The 18,713-nt window shown below is 36.0% G+C and carries 20 protein-coding genes; 17 read left to right on the top strand and 3 right to left on the bottom strand.

All coding sequences use genetic code 11. From position 1 onward, the window contains the following. Positions 1-85: 85 nt before the first annotated feature. The 11 genes from metG (at position 86) to spoVG (ending at position 9,723) form a co-directional block, all read left to right on the top strand. A complete protein-coding gene (gene metG / locus CEF14_RS13925) occupies positions 86-2,059 on the top strand; it encodes a methionine--tRNA ligase (protein WP_102693394.1) in 1,974 nt (657 codons plus the stop codon). Positions 2,060-2,329: 270 nt separating this feature from the next. Continuing rightward, the gene (locus CEF14_RS13920) at positions 2,330-3,100 is read left to right on the top strand and encodes a TatD family hydrolase (protein ID WP_102693393.1); all 771 of its coding nucleotides are present in this window, start codon (positions 2,330-2,332) and stop codon (positions 3,098-3,100) included. 142 nt (positions 3,101-3,242) lie between these two features. Continuing rightward, a complete protein-coding gene (locus CEF14_RS13915) occupies positions 3,243-4,232 on the top strand; it encodes a 3D domain-containing protein (protein ID WP_245890173.1) in 990 nt (329 codons plus the stop codon). A gap of 149 nt (positions 4,233-4,381) precedes the next feature. Next, positions 4,382-4,951, top strand: a complete 570-nt coding sequence (gene rnmV / locus CEF14_RS13910) for a ribonuclease M5 (RefSeq protein WP_102694408.1) — start codon at positions 4,382-4,384, stop codon at positions 4,949-4,951. Continuing rightward, positions 4,944-5,825: a 16S rRNA (adenine(1518)-N(6)/adenine(1519)-N(6))-dimethyltransferase RsmA gene (gene rsmA / locus CEF14_RS13905; protein ID WP_102693392.1), complete on the top strand. Its 882-nt coding sequence runs from the start codon at positions 4,944-4,946 to the stop codon at positions 5,823-5,825. The genes rnmV and rsmA overlap by 8 nt, the downstream gene beginning before the upstream one ends. A 147-nt stretch (positions 5,826-5,972) precedes the next feature. Then, complete coding sequence (veg, locus tag CEF14_RS13900; protein ID WP_102693391.1) at positions 5,973-6,236, top strand: biofilm formation stimulator Veg; 264 nt, start codon at positions 5,973-5,975, stop codon at positions 6,234-6,236. A 132-nt stretch (positions 6,237-6,368) separates the two neighbouring features. Next, positions 6,369-6,551 (top strand): small, acid-soluble spore protein, alpha/beta type, encoded by a 183-nt coding sequence (locus CEF14_RS13895; protein WP_102693390.1) that lies wholly within the window; start codon positions 6,369-6,371, stop codon positions 6,549-6,551. Positions 6,552-6,777: 226 nt separating this feature from the next. Continuing rightward, positions 6,778-7,644 carry a 4-(cytidine 5'-diphospho)-2-C-methyl-D-erythritol kinase gene (ispE, locus tag CEF14_RS13890; RefSeq protein ID WP_102693389.1) on the top strand — a complete coding sequence of 289 codons (867 nt, stop codon included), beginning with the start codon at positions 6,778-6,780 and terminating at the stop codon, positions 7,642-7,644. A gap of 55 nt (positions 7,645-7,699) precedes the next feature. Next, a complete protein-coding gene (gene purR / locus CEF14_RS13885) occupies positions 7,700-8,530 on the top strand; it encodes a pur operon repressor (protein ID WP_102693388.1) in 831 nt (276 codons plus the stop codon). Further along, positions 8,530-8,901, top strand: coding sequence for a RidA family protein (locus CEF14_RS13880; RefSeq protein ID WP_102693387.1), 372 nt, complete (start codon positions 8,530-8,532; stop codon positions 8,899-8,901). Before purR ends, CEF14_RS13880 begins: the two co-directional genes overlap by 1 nt. Before the next feature lie 534 nt (positions 8,902-9,435). Next, on the top strand, positions 9,436-9,723 hold the full coding sequence (gene spoVG, locus CEF14_RS13875) for a septation regulator SpoVG (protein ID WP_102693386.1): 288 nt from the start codon (positions 9,436-9,438) through the stop codon (positions 9,721-9,723). Between the two features lie 80 nt (positions 9,724-9,803). Here spoVG and nadA read toward each other — a convergent pair whose 3' ends face one another. Genes nadA through nadB form a run of 3 tightly spaced genes read right to left on the bottom strand, consistent with a single transcriptional unit; the run spans position 9,804 to position 13,306 of the window. Next, entirely contained in the window at positions 9,804-10,913 is a 1,110-nt protein-coding gene (gene nadA, locus CEF14_RS13870; RefSeq protein ID WP_102693385.1) for a quinolinate synthase NadA, read from the bottom strand. After that, on the bottom strand, positions 10,903-11,760 hold the full coding sequence (gene nadC / locus CEF14_RS13865) for a carboxylating nicotinate-nucleotide diphosphorylase (protein ID WP_102693384.1): 858 nt from the start codon (positions 11,758-11,760) through the stop codon (positions 10,903-10,905). The genes nadA and nadC overlap by 11 nt, the downstream gene beginning before the upstream one ends. Continuing rightward, the gene (gene nadB / locus CEF14_RS13860; protein ID WP_102693383.1) at positions 11,729-13,306 is read right to left on the bottom strand and encodes an L-aspartate oxidase; all 1,578 of its coding nucleotides are present in this window, start codon (positions 13,304-13,306) and stop codon (positions 11,729-11,731) included. Before nadB ends, nadC begins: the two co-directional genes overlap by 32 nt. A gap of 138 nt (positions 13,307-13,444) precedes the next feature. Here nadB and CEF14_RS13855 point away from each other — a divergent pair, with 138 nt between their 5' ends. The 6 genes from CEF14_RS13855 (at position 13,445) to CEF14_RS13830 (ending at position 18,686) form a co-directional block, all read left to right on the top strand. Then, positions 13,445-14,578 (top strand): cysteine desulfurase family protein, encoded by a 1,134-nt coding sequence (locus CEF14_RS13855; protein ID WP_102693382.1) that lies wholly within the window; start codon positions 13,445-13,447, stop codon positions 14,576-14,578. A gap of 159 nt (positions 14,579-14,737) precedes the next feature. Further along, positions 14,738-16,108, top strand: coding sequence for a bifunctional UDP-N-acetylglucosamine diphosphorylase/glucosamine-1-phosphate N-acetyltransferase GlmU (gene glmU, locus CEF14_RS13850; RefSeq protein WP_102693381.1), 1,371 nt, complete (start codon positions 14,738-14,740; stop codon positions 16,106-16,108). A 23-nt stretch (positions 16,109-16,131) separates the two neighbouring features. Further along, positions 16,132-17,091 carry a ribose-phosphate diphosphokinase gene (locus CEF14_RS13845; protein WP_102693380.1) on the top strand — a complete coding sequence of 320 codons (960 nt, stop codon included), beginning with the start codon at positions 16,132-16,134 and terminating at the stop codon, positions 17,089-17,091. 190 nt (positions 17,092-17,281) lie between these two features. Continuing rightward, positions 17,282-17,623, top strand: a complete 342-nt coding sequence (locus tag CEF14_RS13840) for a 50S ribosomal protein L25 (protein WP_102693379.1) — start codon at positions 17,282-17,284, stop codon at positions 17,621-17,623. Between the two features lie 218 nt (positions 17,624-17,841). Then, a complete protein-coding gene (gene pth / locus CEF14_RS13835; RefSeq protein WP_102693378.1) occupies positions 17,842-18,399 on the top strand; it encodes an aminoacyl-tRNA hydrolase in 558 nt (185 codons plus the stop codon). Positions 18,400-18,458: 59 nt separating this feature from the next. Beyond that, positions 18,459-18,686 (top strand): anti-sigma-F factor Fin, encoded by a 228-nt coding sequence (locus tag CEF14_RS13830; protein WP_102693377.1) that lies wholly within the window; start codon positions 18,459-18,461, stop codon positions 18,684-18,686. The last annotated feature ends 27 nt before the right edge of the window (positions 18,687-18,713 follow it).

Raw genomic sequence — 18,713 nt, 5'->3', positions numbered from 1 at the left:
ATTAAGGTGAGTAAACTTTAATTGAAAGGTTTTTCGGACTCCGATAGAATAGAAAGTATACTGTATAGCACTGGAGGAAGTTTTCGTGACGAATGAAAAGAAAACATTCTATATTACAACACCAATTTACTACCCAAGTGGTAAATTTCACATTGGTACAGCCTACACAACTGTAGCTGCAGACACAATGGCACGTTACAAACGATTACGAGGTTATGATGTTCGATTCCAAACAGGTATGGATGAACATGGCCAAAAAATCCAAGAGAAAGCGGAAGAAGCAAATAAAAATCCAAAACAATATGTCGATGAAATTGCAGCTGCTGCAAAGAAACTCTGGAAGCTAATGGACATCTCATATGATGACTTTATCCAAACAACAGAAGAACGCCATACTGTAACGGTAGAGAAAATTTTCAAAAAATTCTTAGATAACGGCGACATTTATAAAGGAGAATACGAGGGTTGGTATTGTACTCCGTGTGAGTCTTTCTTTACTGATACACAATTAGATAACGGCAACTGTCCTGATTGTGGACGTCCTGTTCATCGTGTAAAAGAAGAATCTTACTTCTTTAATATGAAGAAATACGCAGATCGCCTTTTACAATATTATGAGGAAAATTCGGAATTCATCGAACCAGAATCTCGCAAGAACGAAATGATTAATAATTTCATTAAACCTGGTCTTGAAGATCTTTCTGTTTCACGTACTTCATTTGATTGGGGAATACGTGTTCCTGGAGATCCAAAGCATGTCATTTACGTATGGGTGGACGCGTTAACAAACTATATAACAACATTGGGCTATGATACAGAAAACGACGGAGATTTCAAAAAGTATTGGCCTGCAGATGTACATGTAGTTGGAAAAGATATTGTACGTTTCCATACAATCTACTGGCCAATCTTCTTGATGGCTTTAGATTTGCCACTTCCTAAAAAAGTATTCGCACATGGCTTCATCATGATGAAAGATGGGAAAATGTCGAAATCTAAAGGAAACGTCGTTTACCCTGAAATGTTAATAGAACGTTATGGTTTAGATGCAACAAGATATTTCTTATTACGTGAATTGCCATTTGGTCAAGATGGTGTATTCTCGCCAGAATCATTTGTCGAACGTACTAATTTTGATCTTGCTAATGATCTTGGTAACCTATTAAACCGTACTGTCTCTATGATGAATAAGTATTTTGATGGCATTGTTCCAACTGAAGGATTAGAACCTACAGAATTTGATGCTGCTCTAAGCGCACAAGCTAAAGAAACACAAGCGAAATATGAAGCTGATATGGAAAAAATGCAATTTAGTGTTGTTTTAGCAGATGTATGGGCATTAGTATCACGAACAAATAAATATATTGATGAAACACAACCATGGGTACTTGCAAAAGATGAATCCCTTAAAGCACAACTTGCAACTGTAATGTATAATTTAGCAGAAAATTTACGCCGTGTAGCAGTCATGATTCAACCATTCATGACACACGCACCGAAGGAAATTGTCCATCAACTTGGGTTATCAGAAGATTTACTTGCTTGGGATTCCTTAAATATAGAAAATGTAATACCTGCAGGAACAAAGGTTATTAACAAAGGAGTACCTATTTTCCCTCGTTTAGACGCTGAGGAAGAGGTTACTTACATTCGAGATCAAATGCATGGATCCGTAAAAACTGTCGAGCAACCAAAAAAAGTCGAGAAAAAGGTAGCAGCAGATCAAGATGATGTACAGGAAATTACAATTGATGACTTCATGAAAATTGATTTACGAGTAGCAACAGTTACAGCTTGTGACAAAGTTCCAAAAGCCGATAAATTATTAAAGCTTCAGGTAGATTTAGGTTATGAAAAACGTCAAGTTGTGTCTGGTATTGCAGAATATTACACATCAGATGAATTAAAAGGTAGAAAAGTGATTGTTGTAGCAAACTTAAAGCCAGTAAAACTTCGTGGTGAACTTTCTCAAGGAATGATATTAGCTGGTAGTAAAGATGGCATTTTAACTTTAGCAACAGTAGATGAGAAATTAGAAAATGGAGCCAAAGTTAAATAAGTTATCCAATCTATGTAATATAAAAACCTGCTGGGGACAAACAGCAGGTTTTTGTATCTATAGAATTAAAAATATAACAAAATTTTATATAAAATTGATAATTTCGAGTTCCTTAAATAGATAAAAAGAATTAACTGTAGCAACGGTTTTTTTGATTCTTAGGTATTAAGTATAATGCTAGTTGTAATATTCGTAATGAAATTGTAATTTATCTGTGAACTGTGAAATGGATTATTTAGCTAAAATGAAAATCATGTGAGGAGAATGAATATGTTTATAGATACGCATGTACATTTGAATGCTGAACAATATGAAGATGATTTGTCCGAAGTAATCAATCGTGCTTTAGCTGCAGATGTAAAAGAGATGGTCGTAGTTGGATTTGATCAACAAACTATTATCCGTGCGATGGAGTTAATTGAGGAATATGATTTTCTATATGCTGCAATTGGTTGGCACCCTGTTGATGCAATAGATTGCACAGAGGAAGATTTACAATGGATTGAAAAGTTAGCAGCCCACCCAAAAGTTGTTGCAATTGGTGAGACGGGGTTAGATTATCATTGGGACAAATCACCTAAAGATGTCCAACAAGAATTATTGCGTAAACAAGTTCAACTAGCAAAACGAGTAAATTTACCAATAGTCATTCATAATCGCGAGGCAACTGAAGATTGTGTGCGTATCTTACGAGAGGAACATGCCGAAGAAGTCGGCGGTGTGATGCATTGTTTTAGTGGAAGTGTTGAAACCGCTAAAATTTGTATTAAGATGAATTTTATGATTAGTCTAGGAGGCCCTATTACATTTAAAAATGCCAAAAAACCTAAAGAAGTAGCAACGGCAATTCCTTTACAATATTTGATGATTGAAACAGATGCTCCGTACCTTGCACCACATCCGAATCGTGGCAAGAGAAACGAGCCTTCGTTAGTACCATTAGTCGCTGAGGAAATCGCACGATTAAAAGGTTTACCAGTTGAAGAAGTTGCGCGAAAAACAACCGAAAATGCGCATCGCTTTTTCAAAATTAAAGCTTAAAAAAAGAGTGAAAATAAACAAACGTCTCCCACATTCATAACAGGATCTCTATCTCTTTTGTAAAATTTTTGAAAATAACTTATCTGTTGACAGTCAAAAAAAGAGTCTATATAATCCAACGAGTGATAAGGAGGCGTTTTTCATGTCAAATAATTCCATGCAAAAACTGTTCTTAAAATCATTGAGGAATCAACAAATGACACCTAGTATTATGTTTTTTGTGCTAGCATTTGCTGTTGTAGTAGCTACTCTATTTGGTGCTACATTTACTACCGTCAATGCGAAGACAAACGGTACACAACAAGAAAAACAATTGACAAAAAATAAAGTTAGTAAATTATATGCTAACAACTTTGCAAACCCACCCTCATTGAATACGAATAATTCGTATGAACAGGAAAAAAATACTTATAAGAAACCCGCAGGAGCAACTTCGACTACGGTCGCTGACTTTTTAAAGCAACCCACAGTTGAGTCAGGAGAAAATAGCGAACTTCTAGATAATGAGAATACGCAAAATGCAAATGACACTCCCACATCTGACGTTCGAGTAGAAAAGGTCATCGATGTAGTGGAAGACTCACATGTTTCTGCTAATAGAAACTCTAACAAAGAAATTACACAAGTAAGTCAGGCAAGACAATACCATACAACTGGTAAACTAAATATGCGTAAAGGTCCAGGAACAAAGTATAAACTTATTAAAACAATTCCTAAAGGCAAAAATGTTACGTATAGAGGCCGAAAAGGATCATGGTATAAGGTATCCTATAGTGGTAAAACAGGTTATGTATCAAAAAAATATTTAAAATCAGGTACAATTAAAAAAGTATCCATTTCTAATCAATCAATGTATGTAACATCAACTGCATATACAGCATATTGTAATGGTTGTTCAGGTAAGACGAAAATCGGCATAGATTTACGTAAAAATCCTTATAAAAAGGTGATAGCTGTTGATCCAAGAGTAATTCCTTTGCGTAAGATGGTATATGTAAACGGTTATGGCTTAGCAATTGCTGGGGATACAGGTAGTGCAATTAAAGGACGTAAAATTGATGTTTTTATGCCTACAAAAAAGCAAGCCTATAACTGGGGAAGAAGAACAGTTAAAGTTACAGTTCAAAATTAATAGATGAAAAAAATACAACTTTCTTTTCCATACTGGAGAAGAGAGTTTTTTTATTGCAATGATTAATTTCTCACGCGTTACTGTACAATAAGTGTAAAATCGAAGTAAAATGGTCAAAGGAACTTTTTAGGAAAGAGGATTTGATGTCCGTGGATATAAAAGAAATTATTGTTGTCGAAGGAAAAGATGATACGACAGCTATTAAACGTGCTGTTAATGCAGATACAATTGAAACAAATGGTTCAGCCATTTCAGAAGAAACTTTGCGTAATATTCAACATGCTCAAGATGTGAGAGGTGTTATTGTATTTACAGATCCTGATTATCCTGGGCGCCGTATTCGCGCTATTATAGAAGCACGTGTACCTGGAGTGAAGCACGCTTTTTTACCGAAGAAAAAAACAATCGCTAAAAACGGTAAAGGGTTAGGAATTGAGCATGCAAAAGATGAAGATATCCGTTATGCACTATCAAAAGTCTATACACCACAAGAACTTGGACAAGAATTAGCATGTGCGATTACTTTAGATGATTTAATTGCAGCAAAATTATTATCTCATCCTAATGCAAAAAAACGTCGCGAACGATTAGGTGAGCTTTTGAATATTGGACCCACAAACGGTAAGCAACTCGTTAAAAGATTAGAAATGTTTCAAATTACAGAAGAACAATTTGGCAAAGCCATTGCGCAAATGAATCAGGAGGAAAAACATGCATAAAGATATTGCAACACCTTTACGCACCCAAGAAATATTAAAAAAATACGGTTTTTCATTTAAAAAAAGTTTAGGACAAAACTTTTTAATTGATCCTAATATCTTACGTAACATCGTTAGTTATGCAGATTTAACAAATGACAGCGCAGCTATCGAAGTTGGCCCTGGTATTGGTGCATTGACGGAACATTTAGCACGGGAGGCAGGTAAAGTCGTTTCTTTTGAGATTGATCAACGATTATTACCAGTTTTAGAGGATACTTTAAGTCCTTATAACAATGTGAAAATTGTACATTCTGATGTTCTAAAGGCAGATGTAGCGAATATTATAAAAGAGGAATTAGCAAATTATAAAGATATAATGGTTGTAGCAAACTTACCATATTATGTGACTACACCAATTTTATTAAAGTTACTGATGGAAAATCTACCGATACGTGGGATGGTTGTTATGATGCAAAAGGAAGTAGCAGATCGTATTTCGGCTGTACCAGGCACCAAATCTTATGGCTCTTTGTCCATCGCAGTACAATACTACATGAAAGCGGAAGTAGTGATGACAGTACCTAAAACAGTATTTATGCCACAGCCAAATGTTGACTCCGCTGTTTTACGCTTAACACGTCATGCAGAGCCTCCTGTGAAAGTAATTGATGAGTCATTTTTATTTGAAGTAACTCGTAGTTCTTTTGCACAGCGACGTAAAACAATATTAAACAATTTACAGTCACAATTGCCACACGGTAAAGAGAAGAAAGAACAAATCTTATTAGCATTAGCTGAAGCGAATATTGAACCAACGCGAAGAGGCGAAACATTATCTATTATAGAATTCGGGCAATTAGCAGACACTTTATATCCATATTTCAAAAAATAATCCATATATTAGTATAATAATTGAAAAATATATGTTTTCTATAAAAAAGTCATTGACATAGACTTATTGGATTGTTAAAATATAATTTTTGTGTTGACAAAATAACCTCTGTTATGTATAATTGTTATTAGTGAGGTGTAAGCGAAAATGCCAAAAACTTTAGCCGACATTAAAAAGTCGTTAGATTGTCATTTGGGTAGACGTTTGCAATTAAGAGCAAACGGTGGTCGCAAGAAAACGATTGAGCGAGCTGGAATACTACGTGAAACGTATCGCGCAGTATTTGTAGTTGATCTTGATCAAGACGAAAACGCCTTTGAGCGTGTGTCTTACAGCTACACAGATATTTTAACAGAAGCAGTAGAGATTACATTTGACGACGAGGCAACTAAAGTTGCTGCAGCCAAATAAGTAAGAGTAATTATAATCGAATATTTTGTTCGGACACTTGTAGAGCATTCTTTTTTATAAGGAATGTTTTATGAGTGTTTTTTATTTTTGAGGACATACTATCCTCGTCAGTCGTTAAAGGAGGAATTTCGTATGGCGAGAAAGTCAATTATGTCTGATCGTTTGAAAGTAGAAATCGCAAAAGAATTAGGCTTTTACGATACTGTAGAACGCGAGGGCTGGGGCGGGATCAAAGCACGAGATGCCGGGAACATGGTGAAAAAAGCAATTGAAATGGCAGAGCGCCAACAAGCAATGCAAGATAGCCAAAAATAGGGTTATCTAAACCAAGTTAAATAATACGATACGTACTGGCAAGAAACAGTTCCCCCTAAATACTTAGGGGAGAGCTGTTTTTGTTTATGAATGATAATACATGGGTATGCTTTAATAGATTATAGACGAAATAACTCAACTTTCTTTTCCTGTGGTAGAATAGAACTCAGTTAAAAGAACGGAGATTGAAATCTTCTTTTTATATATTTGGGGAGGAGGCGGAAATATGCTTTATGTTAAAGCACCTGCCAAAATAAATTTGACGCTTGATGTATTATATAAACGACCGGATGGTTATCATGAAGTTGAAATGGTGATGACGACAGTTGATTTAGCGGATCGTGTGGGTTTAAAAATTCGTAATGATGGACAAATTCTAATCCATTCGAGCAGTAATTTTGTTCCTGATGATCAAAGAAATCTAGCATATCAAGCTGCAAAATTATTGCAAGATACATATAGCGTTCAAAAAGGTGTATCTATTACTATTGATAAGCAAATTCCTGTAGCTGCTGGTTTAGCTGGTGGCAGCAGTGATGCAGCAGCAACATTAAAAGGTCTAAATACATTATGGAATCTCAATCTATCAATTGATAAATTAGCTGAGCTAGGAGCTAAAATTGGTTCAGATGTTTCGTTTTGTGTTTACGGTGGAACGGCAATTGCTAGAGGAAGAGGCGAAAAAATTGAGCATATTGCTACGCCACCCAGCTGTTGGGTGGTTTTGGCAAAACCAACAATTGGTGTTTCAACAGCAGCAGTTTATGGTGGTTTGAATATTGAGGAAGTAAAACATCCAAATACATTGCAAATGAGACAAGCCATTGAAGACAAAGATTATACTCTATTATGCAGTACTATTGGTAATGTATTAGAGAGTGTGACACTAAAGTTACACCCAGAAGTAGCAGTAATTAAAGAACAAATGAGCCGCTTTGGAGCAGATGCTGTATTAATGAGTGGAAGTGGTCCAACGGTATTTGGCCTTGTACAAAACAAGGCACGTGTTAGTCGCATTGTAAATGGCCTTAGAGGTTTTTGTGATGAAGTATATGCTGTACGCTTGTTAGGTGAAAGAGATATTCTTGCTTAAATGCGTATAATTGTGGTATTTTTTGTATAAACATTCGTGTTCAGGAGAGGATTTTATGAAATGGAAGCGTAGCGAGCGCCTAGTTGATATGACGCATTATTTAATGGAGCATCCACAGCAGTTAGTCCCCCTTACATTTTTCGCAGAATTGTATCAATCTGCAAAATCTTCAATAAGTGAAGACTTGTCGATTGTTAAAGATACATTTGAGGAAAGAGGGATTGGTTTATTAGTGACAGTCCCAGGAGCTGCAGGGGGTGTTAAATATATTCCCAAAGTGCCAGATGCAACTGTAAAAGAAGTAATACAAGAGTTGATAAAAGAATTAAGTCATTCCGATCGTTTGTTACCTGGCGGATATTTATTTATGACTGATTTATTGGGGAATCCCGAATTAATAAATCGTGTAGGAAAAGTATTTGCCTCTGCTTTTTGCGATCAAGAAATAGATGTCATCATGACAGTAGCAACAAAAGGAATTTCAATCGCACATGCGATTGCTAGACATTTAAATGTGCCAGTTGTTGTTGTACGTCGTGACAATAAAGTAACTGAAGGCTCAACTGTAAGTATTAATTATGTTTCTGGCTCTTCACGTCGTATTCAAACGATGGTCTTATCAAAACGTAGTATGAAAAGTGGCCAACGTGTACTGATTACCGATGACTTTATGAAGGTCGGGGGTACAATGAATGGAATGAAAAACTTATTGGAAGAGTTCGATTGTACTTTAGCAGGTATTGCTGTATTAGTAGAAGCTGAACATCCCGATGAGCGTTTAGTGGACGATTATTATTCATTAGTAAAATTAAAAGAAGTAAATGAAAAAGATCGTACCATTGCTTTATGCGAAGGAAACTATTTTGAGAAGGGTGGAAATAAGTAATGAATGAAGTAGCAACAAAAAATGCACCAGCAGCAATTGGACCTTACGTTCAAGGCATGATTGTTAACAATCTATTTTATAGTTCAGGACAAATCCCTTTAACACCAACAGGCGAGTTTGTAGATGGAGATATCACAGAACAAACAAACCAAGTTTTTGAAAATCTTAAAGCAGTTCTAGCAGAAGCAGGTTCATCATTGGACAAAGTTGTAAAAACAACTGTCTTTATTGCTAACATGGAAGATTTTGCAGAAATGAATGAAGAATATGCTAGACACTTTGGTACGCATAAACCAGCTCGTACAACAGTTGAAGTTGCAAGATTACCAAAGGATGCAAAAGTAGAGATCGAAGTTATTGCATTAGTTTAATTGTTAAATCTCGCAAATTTTATTTAGTACTATTTAGACAGTAAGTTGAATGGAAAACAAGCTATTATTAATGGCTTGTTTTTCTTTATTTAGGATGATTAAATCAGGTATATTGATTATTCAATTTCAACCAAAGTATTATAGATAATTCATAGTGTTACGCTACGCATCGCTTGATTTCCTGTGGCGAGTTGTGAGCTGCTTCATAGCTAGGTTCCTGAAGTGACCCCAAAAAGTTAGACATCTCAATTTCTTTACCCATTTCTCTTAATTAGCATGCCTCTTATTATATAGGGCTATTATTTTCTGATAGTAAGGTTTATCTAAGGAAATATAGAATTCAATAATCTAACACTGAAGATTAAGATTTAAAGCTATTCATTATAGCAATTGTAAATTTTTCTCTACAAAATTGAAAATAATTTTTTAAATTTTTAAAAAATTGTTTAAAATTAAGAAGGAAATAGTTATACTTTTCTTGAATATATGTAAATAGATTCTAATTACACATCCAAGATGAGAGGTGGTGAAAAAATGGAAGTAACAGATGTGAGACTTCGCCGTGTAGAGACTGATGGCCGTATGCGTGCCATTGCTTCCATCACACTGGACAACGAGTTCGTCGTGCATGATATCCGTGTTATTGATGGAAATACTGGCTTGTTTGTAGCAATGCCAAGTAAAAGAACGCCAGATGGTGAGTTCCGTGATATTGCGCATCCAATAAACTCGGGCACACGATCAAAGATTCAAGAATCTGTATTAGCTGCATATGCTGATTCAAAGGAAGAAGTAGTAGAAATATTGGAAGAACAACGATAAAGGTATAAAATAAGAGCCTTTCAATAATGTATTGAAATAGGCTCTATTTTTATTGAACATAGATAGATTTTAGAAGAAAACTATTGAACATGTTCTAACATTCGTTGTAATGCCAATTTAGCATCTGTAGTAGTCTTCGGATCAACGTGAATAATATTACCTTCCTTGCCTTCTATAATCAGTTCTAAGGACCATAGAAGGTGCGGTAAGTCAATTCTATTCATTGTCATACAAGGGCACATATTTGGATTCAATGAGATAATATTTTTGTCAGGATACTGACGAATAATTCGACTAACAAGATTCATTTCTGTACCAATTGCCCAAGAGGAACCAGAAGGAGAGGCTTTAATCGTATCGATAATATATTTAGTAGAGCCATTGTCATCAGCTCTAGAGACAACTTCATGGCTACATTCAGGATGTACGATAATACGCATGTCAGGATGTTCATCTCGTATTTGTTTGATATTATAAGTGGAAAAACCTTCATGTACTGAACAATGCCCTTTCCACAATATTACGCAGATATCTTCTAATGTCCCGTCAAAAATCAATTCTTCCCTCATAGGATCCCAAATAGCCATTTGTTCTAATGGAACTCCCAAGTCAAAGGCTGTATTTCGACCTAGATGTTGGTCTGGCAAAAAGAGTAATCGTTTTTTTTGTGTAAATGCCCAACTTACCATTGTTTTCGCATTGGATGAAGTAACGCACGCCCCACCATTCCGACCTGTAAAAGCTTTAATAGCTGCTGTTGAGTTTACATAGGTTAGTGGAATAATAGTATCACCAAAAAGCTTTTGAAGTGACTCCCATGCTATTTCAGTTTGATGGATATTCGCCATGTCTGCCATTGAACATCCTGCACGCATATCAGGTAAATAAACTATTTGTTTATCTTCTGTAAGCATATCTGCTGTTTCAGCCATAAAATGTACGCCACAAAATATGATATGTTTTGCATCCGCATTATTAGCACAGATTTGAGCAAGTTGAAGAGAATCTCCAGTAGCATCAGCAAACTGAATAACTTCATCGCGCTGATAATGATGGCCTGGTATGAAAAGTTTCTTACCTAGTTGTTTTTTAATCTCCCATACACGTGATTCCATCTCTTCTTTTGTAAGCGTGTAATAATGTGGAGGCAACTGGGACATTTTTTCAAATAATGTAAGGTTAGTGGGCATTTTGAGTAGCTCCTTTCCATTGTACGAGTGCACTTATATCAAGCGCTTTAACGGAGTGTGTTAAAGCGCCAAGTGAAATCCAGTCAACTCCAGTTGCTGCATAGTCTTTAATTTGGTTATATTGAATACCACCAGATACTTCTGTTGTAATATGTTGTGGTACGAGTGGAAGCCATTCTTTAATTTCTTCAGGAGTTCGATTATCAAACATTATAATGTCAACTCCTGCTTCGATTGCCTCAATCAATTGATCTTTTGTTTCAATTTCAATTTCAATCTTAATGGTATGTCCGATTTGCGACCGTACTGTATTGATCGCACTTGTTATACTTCCTGCAAATGCAATATGGTTATCTTTTAACATTACACAATCATAAAGTCCATTTCGATGGTTAAATGCACCCCCTATGCGTACAGCATATTTTTCTAGCATTCTTAAACCTGGTGTTGTTTTACGTGTATCACAAATTCTCGTCGTAGAGTGAATTGTCTGATTAACAGCTTGTCTGGTAGCAGTAGCAATGCCAGACATACGTTGTAACAAATTTAGGATAACTCGTTCTCCAGCAAGTAGTGTTTGCATAGGTCCCTCAATTTCTGCGATGAGATCGCCTTTGTTTAAGGAGTCTCCATCGTGTTTTAACAGATTGCATTTCACCGCATTACTTAATAAAGAAAATCCAGTTGTAATAATATCTTCCCCACAGAAAATTCCTGCTTCTTTTGCATAAAATGAGAAAATTCCTATTGTGTTTTTTGGAAATAGACGTTCTCCTGATAGATCGCCATCACCGATATCTTCTATAAAAAATCTTTTAAGCATGGATTCGAGTTTTAGTTGATTCATGCCATACACTCCCTTTAATTAGTTGACCTTGTTTTTGGATAAACCATTGTTTTTCAAGTGCTTGATCTGTTTGCGGATAGTCTGTACGGATATGAGCACCCCGTGATTCTAATCGTGCAAGCGCACCTTTTGTAATCAGTAAAGCAACAATATGCATAAATAGAAGTTCTAGTTGCCCCATAGACAAATGGTCCAAATTTAGTTTTGCTATATCTTGAAGAAAGGAAAAATGTTGAACGGCCCTTTGCAATTTCTGTTCGTTACGAATGATTCCAACATTAGTTGACATTAATTGTTGTAGGTCATGCTTTTGCAGTAATGGCAGTTCTTCGTAAAAAGTTGAAGGAGATATGGAGTGAAAGTCAATATGACTGATTTCTTCTTGCAAAATATACTGGGCCATTTGTTTTCCGAATGTAATACCTTCTAAAAGAGAGTTACTAGCAAGTCGATTTGCACCATGAACTCCTGTGCAAGCAGCTTCACCTATTGCAAAGAGACCTTCAATCGATGTGCGCCCATAACCATCAGTAACAACTCCCCCCATCATGAAATGACTACCTGGTGTAATCGGTATAAGATTTTTCCTCAAATCAATTTCTGCTTTATGACAAAGGGCTGCAATCGTAGGAAATCTTTCTTCAAATTTTGTAATGGCTGAAATATCAATAAAAACCTCTTTTCCAGATTGTCTAGCTTTATACATTTCATATGCCGTAACATGTCGTGGAGCAAGATCACCTAATGGATGAACACCTTCCATAAGGGGATACCGATTACGATCAACAAAGCGACCACCAGCACCACGTACAGCTTCTGATACAAGACCTAAAATTTGTCCATTTGCTAGAAGAAGGCTTGGATGGAATTGAACAAATTCCATATCTGTTACAGCTGCTCCAGCTAAGTATGCTAATGCTATACCATCACCAAAGTTGTTAGGGCGATTTGATGTATGTGTATAGAGCGCACCAGCACCACCAGTTGCAATAATAATATGGGGTGCAAAGTAAGTATTTTTTTCTCCATTAGGTTGTATTGTATGGACACCGATACAACGGCCAGCTTTGTTTTTTAAGAGTTGGTATGCCATTTCATATTCGTTGATTGTAACGTTGGTTGTAAGTTGTTGTAGTAAATGTTCAATCACATGTTTACCAGTTGCATCCCCGCCTGCATGGATAATACGGTGCCTACTATGAGCACCTTCTAATCCAAGTGAAATTTGTCCATTTGTTAACCGATCGACAGGAAAACCTTCTTCAATTATTTGTTCTAAACTTTTAATGCCTTCTGTAACCAAGGTGTCAACATGTTCTTTGTGATTGTGTTGACCACCAGCATCTAATGTATCTTGAATATGAAGTTGGAGTGAATCGTTTGGACTCTGAACACCAGCGATCCCACCTTGCGCGTAATATGTGCTACTACTTCGTAAATTTGACTTTGTAATAATCTGGACGCGGAGTTTTTGACTAAGAATACGCGCTGATTGAAGTGCTGCAACCCCACTGCCTAAAATAATGACATCTGTATAAATCTCCATGTCTATAACCTTCTTTACAATTGTCTTGTCACATATCTTGACATAAAATATTAATTAAAACAAGTATTTTTAAGGTTATGATTCTGCTAAATATAATGTTGCTTTTATGTATCGTACTTGACAAAAGGAGGCAGACTTATGGTTTATGCTGATTACGCAGCAACAGCGCCAATGACTGAACAAGCTATAGAAACATACAGAGATATAGCAAAAAGGTTTTATGGAAATCCATCGAGCCCTCATAATGAAGGGACAAACGCGAAACAAATAGTAGAGAATGCCAGACGTATGATCGCACATTGTGCAGGTGTTATGCCAGAAGGGATTTATTTTACAGGGAGTGGAACGGAAGGAAATCTAATAGCTATACTTTCAATCGCTCGTGCTAATGCTCAGAAAGGGAAACATATCATTACTAGTGCTGCAGAGCATACTTCTGTGCATGCTGCAATGAATACACTAGAACAAGAAGGATTTCGAATCACCAGATTACCACTCGGTCAAAATGGGCAGGTTAGGTTACAAGCAATTCGTGAGGTTATATGTGAAGATACCATACTCATTTCTATTCAGCATATCAATTCGGAGATAGGATCCATTCAACCTATCGAGCAAATCACTAAATTAGCAAAAAAGCATCAGATCCGTTGTCATGTAGATTGTGTTCAATCGTTTACAAAGTTTCCTTTAGAAAGTTTTGCTAGTGAAGTAGATGCAATGACATTTTCTGCACATAAAGTTGGGGGACCGAAGGGGTGTGGAGCCGTATACATTCATCCTAAATGTAAAGTTGCTCCTCTATTTCCTGGGTTGACACATGAAGGGGGATTACGTGGTGGTACTGTAGATGTACCAGGAATCGCTGCTTTTGCAGTAGCAGCAATAGAAAGTAAAGAGCAAACAAACTTATTGTATTTATCAACATTACGGAATACATTAAAAAAATTATTAGTAGATAGTCCTTATCAATTTGTTGAGGCACCCACTGAAGCACAATACCCGGCTATTTGTGGCATGCGAATGAATGGATTAGAAGGGCAATATATAATGCTACGTTTAAATGAACGAGGAATTTATATCTCAACAGGTAGCGCATGTGATGTCAATAATTCGGTTGGAACGAAAGCAATAATAGCGATGGGTTATCATAAGGATGAAGCGCGACAATTCTTTCGAATTTCCTTTAGTAGTCATACAACTAGGGAAGATATTAAAAAAGTTGCTGAAGGATTAATTGAGGTTTCCAGATATACAAATAGTTTAGAATTGTAAATTTTTATTACTCTAGGAATTTTTATTAAAATAAAATAGACAAAATTTATAATATTAATTTGAACTTCATTGTTTTGTCAAGCCGTAAAGTCTTGAAAATTAATTAAATTTGCTTTATAGTCTAAAGAGAAAATCTGCTTAAATGGAGGACTTGCGAAAATGACGAATATTTATGCCGTAATTTTGGCTGCTGGCCAAGGCACGCGTATGAAGTCCAAATTATATAAAGTTCTACATCCGGTTTGTGGCAAGCCGATGGTTGAACATGTAGTAGACCATATTCAAGAATTGAATACAGAACGTATTGTGACGGTAGTTGGTCATGGTGCAGAAAAGGTTCAAGAACAATTAAAAGATAAAAGTGAATATGTGTTACAAGCTGAACAGTTAGGTACAGCTCATGCAGTACAACAAGCAGAGCCACTACTTGGTGATTTAGAGGGCACAACCATTGTCATCTGTGGCGATACACCATTAATTCGTCCAGAAACAATGAAAGCGCTATATGAATATCACGAAGCAAATCAGGCAAAAGCAACAATATTAACTGCGATTGCCGAAGATCCTAAAGGTTATGGCCGTATATTACGTAGGGAAGATGGTCAGGTAGCTCAAATCGTCGAACAAAAAGACGCAACACCTGAACAACAAAAAGTAACCGAAATCAACACAGGAACGTATTGCTTTGATAACAAGGCCTTGTTTGCTGCGTTGAAACTAGTCAATAATGATAATGCACAAGGTGAATATTATTTACCAGATGTGATTGAAATTTTGCAAAAACAAGGAGAAGTTGTAGCGGCTTATGTTACAGATAACTTTTCTGAAACACTTGGTGTAAATGACCGATTTGCTCTATCCCAAGCGGAAAAAATCATGCGTAATCGCATTAACGAAAATCATATGCGTAATGGCGTTACAATTATTAACCCTGAGAACACATATATCAGCGTTGATGCAAAGATTGGTCGTGATACAGTTATTCAACCAGGTGTGATGATTGAAGGCCCTTCTGTCATCGGTGAAGATTGTTTAATAGGACCTAATAGTCATATTCAAAATAGCCAAATTGGTAATCGTACGACAGTACATTCCTCTGTAGTTGAAGATAGCCAAATTGGAGATGATGTTGCAATTGGTCCGTTTGCGCATATACGTCCAGCATCAAATGTTGGTAACCATGCGAAGGTTGGTAATTTTGTAGAATTGAAAAAAACGACACTTGGCGAAGGTAGTAAAGCATCGCATTTAACTTACTTAGGAGATGCGAAAATAGGTACTGACGTCAATATTGGTTGTGGCACAATTACTGTAAACTATGATGGTAAAAATAAATACCAAACAGTAATTGAAGATCATGCTTTTGTTGGATGTAACGCTAATTTGATAGCTCCTGTCACAGTTGGCAAAAACTCATTTGTCGCTGCTGGTTCAACTGTTACAAAAGATGTTCCAGAAAATGCACTTGCTATCGGACGTTCTCGACAAGAAAACAAAGAAAACTATGTTAACAAATTAAATTTAAAATAATTAAAAATTAACAGGAGGCCATCATGCCGTATCAATATGCTAACTCAAATTTAAAAATCTTTTCACTAAATTCAAATGAACCACTTGCTGCAGCAATTGCTAAAGAAGTAGGTGTAGAATTAGGGAAAAGTTCTGTAAAACACTTTAGTGATGGAGAAATCCAAATCAGTATTGAGGAAAGTATTCGTGGTTGTGACGTATTTATTGTTCAGTCAACTTCAGCTCCAGTAAATGAAAATTTAATGGAACTACTGATTATGGTTGATGCTGTAAAACGTGCATCTGCACGTACAGTAAACGTAGTAATGCCTTATTATGGCTATGCTCGTCAAGACCGTAAAGCACGCTCACGTGAACCAATTACGGCAAAATTAGTGGCAAACTTATTAGAAACTGCTGGTGCAACACGCGTAGTTGTTCTTGATTTGCACGCTCCACAAATCCAAGGTTTCTTCGATATTCTAATTGATCACTTAATGGGTGTTCCTTTGTTATCTGATTACTTTAAACAAAAAGGTTTCAACCCAGAAGATGTTGTGGTAGTATCTCCTGACCACGGTGGCGTAACTCGTGCTCGTAAAATGGCCGAACGTTTAAAAACACCAATTGCTATTATCGATAAACGTCGTCCAAAACCAAATGTTGCAGAAGTTATGAACATTGTTGGGAATGTTGACGGAAAAGTTTGTATCTTAATCGACGATATCATTGATACAGCTGGTACAATTACAATCGGTGCTGAAGCTTTAGTAAAAAGCGGTGCAAAAGAAGTGTATGCTTGCTGTACTCACCCAGTACTATCAGGTCCAGCAATTGAACGTATTGAAAACTCTGTAATTAAAGAATTGGTTGTTACAAATTCAATTCAATTACCAGATGAAAAGAAAATACCAAAAATTAAAGAATTATCTGTTGCTACATTACTTGCAGATGCAATTGTTCGTATTTACGAAAACAAATCTGTAAGTAAATTATTTGATTAATTTTTAATAATAGTTTAGCTCCACGTCTTCAATAGATGTGGGGCTTTTTTTATTTCTTGATGGAATGATCAATGTTGCTAAAGTTAATAAGTTGAAAGAACTCAGTTAGAAAAAATTTAATGTTTCATTCTTAAAATAAATGGGCACATTGGATAATGGTGATATTTTATTTTGAAAGGGGACAAAAAATATGAAAACTGTAGTTCATGCAAAAAAGCGTGAGGCCGGGAAACGTTCTGTGATGTCATCCATAAGAGCAAATGGTTTCGCGCCAGCTATCGTATATGGAAAGAACATAACTGCAACACCCATCGCAATTCATGCAAGAGATTTTGAAAAGACATTACGTAAAAATGGACGAGGTACAATTTTTACATTGGATATTGAGGGCAATCAAATTCATGCAATCATCAAGGATTTACAATGGAATTTATTAAAAGAAGAGCTCACGCACATAGACTTTTTTGAGACGAAAGGTAATGTTATAGAAGTAGAACTTGACCTTAAAATAGAGGAAGAAAAAGCAGTATAATCGGTTTTGTTCAGTTATAAAGTTACACAAAATTGGCGAACACCTTACTTTTCTCTAGAGAAGTAAGGCTTTTTTATGGAGAATTGAGATAGTTTTAGTTTCTTAGTGAATAAAAGAAATAAAAGATGTATTTCAACATGTTATGGACGCTATTTTTTCTAATTCTCATAGCATATGTTAAAATAACAGGGATTAGTTAGAAAAGGAAGATGCCAAATATGAAACTAATTATTGGTTTAGGAAACCCTGGAAGAGAATATGAACATACACACCATAATGTGGGATTTGATACAATTGATTGCTTAGCAGAAAAATGGGGAATTACATTAAATCAACAAAAATTTAATGCTATGTATGGAATAACACACCGTCCAGAAGGCAAAGTAATGTTGATGAAACCTCTTACGTATATGAATCTATCAGGAGAGGCAGTTCGCCCCATGATGGATTATTATGATATTGATGTAGAGGATATTGTGGTGATTTACGATGATCTAGATTTAGAAAAAGGTAAATTACGCCTACGCCAAAAAGGTAGTGCAGGTGGACATAATGGTATTAAATCGTTAATCCAACATATTGGTACACAAAACTTTAACCGTATTCGTGTCGGTATTAGTCGTCCACCGGCTGGTATGAAAGTGCCGGATTATGTACTTTCTAGATTTTCAAAAGAAGAACAACCTTTAATGCAGGAATCATTTACCCGTGCTGCTGACGCTTGTGAATATTGGTTAGAAAAACCTTTTGCTGAAGTAATGAATCGTTTCAACTAATTTGAGAAGCATAAAACAAGTCAAAGCTGTCTATACTTTTTATAAAGGGAGGCATGCTTATGGCTATTCGTTACAGATGTCGTCATTGCAACACGGAAATAGGCGTATTGCCATTTGATTCTGAAGAAAGTATTCGTAAACTTCATCAACTAAATGAACAAGATGCTAAAGAATTTATCCGTCATGAGCAAAATGGCGATACAACGGTAGAAAGTATTTGTGAACATTGCGAAGACTCACTGAAGAAGTTCCCAAATTATTATGCACTAAAAAATTGGTTACAGTAAAATGCTTTGGCGCAATATGCGTCCAAG

Source organism: Rummeliibacillus pycnus, from assembly GCF_002884495.1.
Classification (GTDB): Bacteria; Bacillota; Bacilli; order Bacillales_A; family Planococcaceae; genus Rummeliibacillus; species Rummeliibacillus pycnus.
The sequence above is the reverse complement of the archived record's forward strand: the minus strand, read 5'-3'. Positions and strand labels throughout refer to the sequence as shown.

Bases quoted from the DNA above. Each gene is read 5' to 3' on its own strand.
- purR (WP_102693388.1), top strand. From the start codon at position 7,700: ATGAAATGGAAGCGTAGCGAGCGCCTAGTTGATATGACGCATTATTTA.
- nadB (WP_102693383.1), bottom strand. From the start codon at position 13,306: ATGGAGATTTATACAGATGTCATTATTTTAGGCAGTGGGGTTGCAGCA.
- spoVG (WP_102693386.1), top strand. From the start codon at position 9,436: ATGGAAGTAACAGATGTGAGACTTCGCCGTGTAGAGACTGATGGCCGT.
- rsmA (WP_102693392.1), top strand. From the start codon at position 4,944: ATGCATAAAGATATTGCAACACCTTTACGCACCCAAGAAATATTAAAA.
- pth (WP_102693378.1), top strand. From the start codon at position 17,842: ATGAAACTAATTATTGGTTTAGGAAACCCTGGAAGAGAATATGAACAT.
- ispE (WP_102693389.1), top strand. From the start codon at position 6,778: ATGCTTTATGTTAAAGCACCTGCCAAAATAAATTTGACGCTTGATGTA.
- CEF14_RS13845 (WP_102693380.1), top strand. From the start codon at position 16,132: ATGCCGTATCAATATGCTAACTCAAATTTAAAAATCTTTTCACTAAAT.
- veg (WP_102693391.1), top strand. From the start codon at position 5,973: ATGCCAAAAACTTTAGCCGACATTAAAAAGTCGTTAGATTGTCATTTG.
- CEF14_RS13915 (WP_245890173.1), top strand. From the start codon at position 3,243: ATGTCAAATAATTCCATGCAAAAACTGTTCTTAAAATCATTGAGGAAT.
- CEF14_RS13830 (WP_102693377.1), top strand. From the start codon at position 18,459: ATGGCTATTCGTTACAGATGTCGTCATTGCAACACGGAAATAGGCGTA.
- nadA (WP_102693385.1), bottom strand. From the start codon at position 10,913: ATGCCCACTAACCTTACATTATTTGAAAAAATGTCCCAGTTGCCTCCA.
- CEF14_RS13880 (WP_102693387.1), top strand. From the start codon at position 8,530: ATGAATGAAGTAGCAACAAAAAATGCACCAGCAGCAATTGGACCTTAC.
- glmU (WP_102693381.1), top strand. From the start codon at position 14,738: ATGACGAATATTTATGCCGTAATTTTGGCTGCTGGCCAAGGCACGCGT.
- CEF14_RS13920 (WP_102693393.1), top strand. From the start codon at position 2,330: ATGTTTATAGATACGCATGTACATTTGAATGCTGAACAATATGAAGAT.
- nadC (WP_102693384.1), bottom strand. From the start codon at position 11,760: ATGAATCAACTAAAACTCGAATCCATGCTTAAAAGATTTTTTATAGAA.
- CEF14_RS13855 (WP_102693382.1), top strand. From the start codon at position 13,445: ATGGTTTATGCTGATTACGCAGCAACAGCGCCAATGACTGAACAAGCT.
- CEF14_RS13840 (WP_102693379.1), top strand. From the start codon at position 17,282: ATGAAAACTGTAGTTCATGCAAAAAAGCGTGAGGCCGGGAAACGTTCT.
- CEF14_RS13895 (WP_102693390.1), top strand. From the start codon at position 6,369: ATGGCGAGAAAGTCAATTATGTCTGATCGTTTGAAAGTAGAAATCGCA.